Here is a 6425-nt window from a genome sequence, read left to right as displayed (position 1 = left end):
ACGAGTTCCGGCGAAGTCGCCCCGATTAAAACCGGATTTAATGCAGCAGTTCCCATCAATACATTTATCGCGAAGCTAGTGGCGGCGGGAATCAACAAATCCGAGTTGAAAGTAGACAATACTCCCGCAACGATCGGCCCGGTATCCACCACCAATCCGCAAGACGCCCAAGCCTATTATTTTCGAGGACTTTCGCTGTTAGATCAAGGAGATGCTTGGGAGGCGATCGCCGATTTCAACAGAGCACTCGCTTTCAAGCCCAAATATACCCCTGAATTGTATTTTAATATCGGCAATGCCCGCACTTTCATTGCCAGCCTCGAAACAACCCGCGGGCCCAGGCCTATTAGCGCTATTAGCGCTATTAGCGCTATTGAAGCATACACGCGGGCGATCGAAGCCAATCCCGGTTTTGCCGACGCTTACTACAACCGAGCTTTAGCTTACCTGGACAACAAAGACCAACCCCAAGCAATTGCCGACTTTCAAAAAGCAGCAGAACTTTACAAGCAAGGCGGCAGAACCAGCGCCTATCAAGACGCGCTCACCCGAATCAAACAATTGCAGTAAAATGAGAAGTTAATAATTAAGAATTAAAAATGAGTAATCCCATTTTTAATTCTTAATGTAGTTCATAAAAACAGCAGGTAAATAACCATGACTGCTATCACCTTAAACCTCAACTCCCTGATTAAACTAACTTCAGAACAGTTTTATCAACTGTGCGAAGAAAACCCAGACGTGAAACTCGAACGCAACGCCAACGGAGAATTAATCGCCATGCCGCCAACCGGAGGAGAAACAGGGAAACGCAATGTCAAATTGACTACCCAATTGGATGTGTGGAACGAACAAACCGAACTCGGAGAAGTGTTTGGTTCCTCCACAGGATTTACCCTTCCCAACAAAGCCGATCGATCTCCCGATGCTTCTTGGGTATAAAAATCTCGCTGGTCAGCTTTGACGCCAGAACCAAGAGAAAAATTCATCCCCCTTTGTCCCGATTTTGTCATTGAATTAGTCTCGCCCAGCGACAGTTTGAAAAAAAGTCAGGAAAAAATGCAAGAATATATGGAAAATGGCTGCCCTTTGGGTTGGCTGATTAACCGCAACAAACGCGAAGTTGAAATTTATCGCCCCGGTCAAGATGTGGAAGTTTTACAATCTCCTCTCACTCTTTCTGGGGAAAATGTTTTGCCGGGATTTATTCTAAATTTGCAAAAAATTTGGAATTAGCAGAATTAACTTTTGACTTATTATATCGTATCATCTTCAATAAAATAACCGTTACCATTTCGTAGTGAGGAATGCCAGTCAGAGCGAGTTGGATCGGGAGGGTTTTGAGGCTGCGGGGCAGGAGGGAAGAGGGAAGAGGCAGGAGGCAGGAGGGAAGAGGGAAGAGGAAGAACGAAGAAGCCAGAAAAAGTGTTTTTACAAATATGAGATGCTCCCTATAGCTTCTTTGTCCTTAAAATCGATAACTAAACTGGATTCGGGAGCAGAGGTCGAATTAACTCCAGAATTTGGTCATAGTTAAAGTTATTGACACAATCAATTAGCGAACTGGAAAGGGTTGATTGAGATGCGGGAATTTGTTTGATTAGCTCGTTCATGACTTCAGGATCAACATAGTAGGCAGCTTGATACATTTCTTCTAACCACTGAGAGGACATCACGGCTAGATCTTCTGGAGATAAAGAATCAACAAATAGTTTTTGGGAATCTTTTCCTACAACTGTGTAGATGTACTCTACTCCCAAGTATTGAGCGAGTTTGTCAAAGACGAGGCATTCCTGAAATGGCTTGCTCATAAAGTCGTCACAACCAGCCATAAGAACTTTCTCTCGATCTTCTTCAAAAGCACTGGCAGTTAAAGCAATAATGACAGTCTCTTTTCCATGAGGGTGTTCTCTAATGCGTTTGGTAGCTGTGTAGCCATCCATGATCGGCATTCGTAGATCCATCCAAATCAGGTGTGGGGACCAACTTTCCCACAGGGATAGTGCTTCAACTCCCTGTGTTGCTTCGCGCACCTCAAAACCCACTGAGATAAGGAGTTTGACCAATAAGCGGCGATTTTCCTCTACATCTTCAACCACAAGGATGCGGTAAGTTGGTTGTCCTGAAGCTATACCAATCACTCTTTGTGTAAGCAATTCTGAAGCAAGGCAGACTCCTTGAGGTAGCTTTACCGCAAGTTCAAAGTAAAAAATGCTGCCCTGATTCAATGTGCTTTGAACCCGAATCTGACTACCCATGAGTTGGGCAAATCTTTGGCTGATAGCTAGACCTAGACCAGTACCTTGATTCAATTTATTCCCCGCTTCAGCTTGCACGAACGCCTTAAATAAGCTCTCAACTTCTGCTGGAGCAATTCCCACTCCAGTATCCTCAATTTCAAAACATAGGCGACAGGACGTTTGGTCGATATGTTCTGATATTACTCGTAAGGTGACGCTTCCTTGATTAGTAAACTTAATTGCATTCCCGAGCAGATTGACTAAAACTTGATACAGTTTTTTCTCATCGGTATGCACAAATTGGGGAAGATTTGTATCTCGCTCGACAATGAGTTTCAATCCTTTTGATTGGGCTTTAATTTGCAACATTTCTTCAAGAGAAATCAGCAAAAACTTGAGGTCAACGTCAGAAAGAGAGAGTGTCATCTGTCCGCTCTCAATTTTAGATAAATCTAAAATGTCGTTAATCAATTCCAATAAATGTGTGCCACTACGATTGACGATCGCCAAATCTTGTTGGAGTTCGGGAGTCAGAACAGGATCGTAACTCATCAATTGCGTAAATCCCAAAATAGCATTGAGAGGAGTACGGAGTTCGTGGCTCATATTGGACAGGAACATACTTTTGGCTCGGTTTGCTGTCTCTGCGGCTTCTTTAGCTTGCTCAAGTTCTAACTCGGCTTGTTTGCGATCGTTAATGTCAATTAAATATCCCAACATTTCCACTGGTCTACCTGCAGGATCTCGAATTAGTCTGAGTTGACAGAGTATCCAGCGATAAACCCCATCTGAGCGACGAAGACGGTATTCATGGAAATAAAAATCATTGACGAATAGATTTTCTAAGCCATTAACCACTCGTTCTAAATCATCTGGGTGTAAGTTATGCACCCAAAAGTCAGAATCTTCTAAAAAATCAATCCTTTCATAGCCCAATACATCTTTGATATTTTCGCTCATGAACGTTGCGGCATAATTGCCACCCGGTTTACAGCCAAAAATAACGACGGGGCTGTAGTTCAGGAGAAAGTTAAGGCGATTTGTGGTAGCTTGCAAAGCTTGCTCAGCTTGTTTCAGATCTGTCACATCCTCCTGAACGGCAACATATACAGTTCCATATTCAGGATGCTCAAACCTAGATGTATGAACTCTGCACCAAAAAAGTCTTTCATCTTTTTTCTTATTGTAGACTTCATATTGTGCTTCTCCTTTTTGCTCAAGTTGAGTGACAATATCTAGAACGCTTGCGTCTGGTGTTACCTCTTTATCGACATAATTCAAGACACTAACGGGTTGACCTGCGAGTTCGCCATCTGTGTAGCCAAACATAGCGTCAAATTTAGGATTGGTGTAGACGATCGTGAGGTCTGAGGCTTTAATTAAACACACTCCACCTGCCATGTTATGGATAATAAGACTCTGAAGCTCTAGCGCCTTTTGAGCTTCTTTCTTAGCGGTAATTTCTTGGATCTGAGCAATAAAATGCAGTGGATTTCCCTGTTCATCTTGTACGAGCGATCCATTAAGAAGAATCCAAATTATATGTCCTTGTTTATGGAAATAGCGTTTTTCCATTTGGTAAGTTGAAATTGTTCCTGCTAATAGTTGATGTGCATAACTAAGATCCAGGTCTAAATCGTCGGGATGGGTAATGTCTTGGAAAGTTAACGCTAACAACTCTTCTGATGAGTAGCCAAGAATCTGACATAAGGCAGGATTTACTTTAATCCAGTGCCCATCAAGTGAAACGATCGCCTTTCCAATGGACGCATTTTCAAACGCATTGCGAAACTGCTCTTCACTGTTTCGTAAAGCCACCTCAATTTGTTTGCGTTCGTTTTCAGCCCGCTTGCGCTCATTGATCTCCTTCTCTAAGGCTTGAATCGCCACAATAAGTTGAGCTGGACTAGGTAAAGCTAAGGCTGATGGAATTAAAAACACTAGCTCAGATGCAGTATATATAGAAATCAGAGCAGTAATAGCTTTAAGTCCTCCATAAATCCAATAAGTAGGAAACCAAAGCGTCCAAATTTCCATGATATGAGTTGTACCACAGGCAATTATGAAGGCGCTAAACAGAAATAATACTTTCGGAAAAGGAGTATCTGGGCGCTGTCGCACAAAGTAGATTAGCATGATGGGGATGGAGTAGTAAGCTAAAGCGATTAAACCATCGGATAAAATATGTAATCCTACTAAGTTTGTTTGCCAGAGATAGCAGTGACCATGAGGAATGAATCCTCCACTCTCAAAAAATTGTGTAATCATACTTAACCTGCATTATTCATGAGTGCTGAAGTGCTTAGCGATTGAGTTCTGCCATGGCCCGCTTCATCGTCGAAGTCTTACCGGGAAAATCACTTTTGAGTAGGGAGATGTCAAATTGCCAACCTAGCAGCACGAGAAATCCGATCGCAATGACGAGTATACTTGCCCTTTCAGAAATGTGCTTGTTCATACAGCAGATTGCGTTGAAAAAATGTTCTCCTAATGTTAGCCGAAACGAAGAAGGGCAACTACGGAGGGATTATCCCTACCTCAACAAGTCAGATTTTGTAGGGGCTGTGGCAGCGTGCCATTCCTCGAACTCTGCGATCGCAGGACTTCTTTCTGCGTAAAGTGAGTTTATAACCTCACAATTCAACTATACTCTTATTCATAGGCTTATAGTCCTAGGGTAAGAAACTATGGAAAGCAGTAGCATTCTCGATCTAACTAACGATAGAGTTAGCGATCCAGCTACCAACTACCGAGGCAATATTTTAATTGTTGACGATCTGCCTGATAACCTGCGTCTTCTGGACCGTACTTTGAGCGCACATGGTTATAAAGTTCGCTGTGCCACAACAGGCGCAATGGCGCTCCGAGCCGCCCAATCGCCATGGACGGAACTAATTTTACTCGACATTAAATTGCCCGATTTGGATGGCTATGAAGTTTGTAAACAATTAAAATCTGACGAGCAAACCGCAAGCATTCCGATAATTTTTTTGAGTGTTCTCAATGAAACTTTCAATAAGGTTCAGGGGCTTGCTGTTGGTGCCGTAGATTATATTGCTAAGCCGTTTCACGCCGAAGAAGTATTAGCTCGTGTCGAAACTCACCTAACCATCCGACGGTTGCAAAAAAGCCTCCAAGAGCAGAATTTACGTCTCTTGAGAGAAATGGAAGAACGTCAACGTCTCGAAGCGTCCCTCTTTGCCGAAAAAGAACTCGCTCAAGTGACCCTCCAATCGATTGGTGATGCAGTTATTACTACCAATGCTCAAGGTAATGTGCGATTTTTCAATCCTATCGCTGAGCAACTGACAGGCTGGAAGGCTCATGAGGCTAAGGGACTCCCCCTGTCTACAGTCTTTGAAATTGTCAATGAAGTAACGCGAAAGCCAGTAGAGAATCCGATCGGCAAGGCTCTGTTGGAGAAGCGAATTGTGGGCTTAGCTAGCCATACTATACTGATTGCGCGCGATGGGACTGAGTATGCCATTGAGAACTCAGCAGCACCGATTCGAGACTGCCAAGGTCAAATTATCGGGGCAGTCATCGTCTTTCATGATGTTACCGAATCGCGCAATCTTGCTCGTCAACTCTCTTGGGAAGCCAGTCACGATGCTCTGACGGGTTTAATCAACCGTCGAGGATTTGAGCAGCGACTAATGGAGGCGATCGCCTCTGTTCAAGATAGCAATCAGCAGCACGCTCTCTGTTATTTAGATTTAGATAAGTTCAAAGTCGTTAACGATACCGCTGGTCATATTGCTGGCGATGAGCTACTGCGCCAAATCACTACACTTTTACAAAAGGGAGTCCGCGCTAATGACACACTGGCTCGCTTGGGAGGTGATGAATTTGGTCTTTTGCTTACTAAATGTCCCCTCTCTAAAGCCGCTCTAATTGCGGAAAACCTCAAAGACCTAGTGCATCAGTTTCGGTTTATTTGGGATAGCAAAACCTTTATCATCGGGGTCAGTATTGGAGTTGTTGCCATTAACCAAGACAGCCCTGATTTGATGGAGGTTATGGGGGCGGCTGATGCAGCTTGTTATGCTGCCAAAGGCAAAGGTCGCAACTGTGTTCATGTTTATCGTCGAGACGATGACGAACTAATATAATTAGGGTTTGCTGAATAATTGATCGCAGACCACTAGCAGGAGCGATCGATATATTCAAGGTGAGTTAAATATA

General features: G+C 43.4%; 4 protein-coding genes and 1 pseudogene. 3 read left to right on the top strand and 2 right to left on the bottom strand.

What is annotated here, in order from left to right; translation table 11 throughout:
• Window positions 1–570: tetratricopeptide repeat protein (locus tag QUA90_RS25595; RefSeq protein WP_333324550.1), on the top strand; the 570-nt coding region annotated here is incomplete at its 5' end.
• A gap of 87 nt (window positions 571–657) precedes the next feature.
• Window positions 658–1236, top strand: a pseudogene (locus tag QUA90_RS25590) (Uma2 family endonuclease).
• A 245-nt stretch (window positions 1237–1481) separates the two neighbouring features.
• Here QUA90_RS25590 and QUA90_RS25585 read toward each other — a convergent pair.
• Window positions 1482–4508: a PAS domain S-box protein gene (locus tag QUA90_RS25585; RefSeq protein ID WP_333324552.1), complete on the bottom strand. Its 3027-nt coding sequence runs from the start codon at window positions 4506–4508 to the stop codon at window positions 1482–1484.
• Window positions 4509–4542: 34 nt separating this feature from the next.
• The gene (locus QUA90_RS25580; protein ID WP_333324554.1) at window positions 4543–4698 is read right to left on the bottom strand and encodes a hypothetical protein; all 156 of its coding nucleotides are present in this window, start codon (window positions 4696–4698) and stop codon (window positions 4543–4545) included.
• A 229-nt stretch (window positions 4699–4927) separates the two neighbouring features.
• Between QUA90_RS25580 and QUA90_RS25575 the strand changes: the two genes are divergently transcribed.
• Entirely contained in the window at window positions 4928–6352 is a 1425-nt protein-coding gene (locus tag QUA90_RS25575; protein ID WP_333324556.1) for a diguanylate cyclase domain-containing protein, read from the top strand.
• Window positions 6353–6425 lie beyond the last annotated feature (73 nt).

Source organism: Microcoleus sp. D3_18_C4 (genome assembly GCF_036702355.1).
GTDB lineage: Bacteria > Cyanobacteriota > Cyanobacteriia > Cyanobacteriales > Microcoleaceae > Microcoleus.
This window is presented reverse-complemented; position numbering and strand designations above follow the sequence as displayed.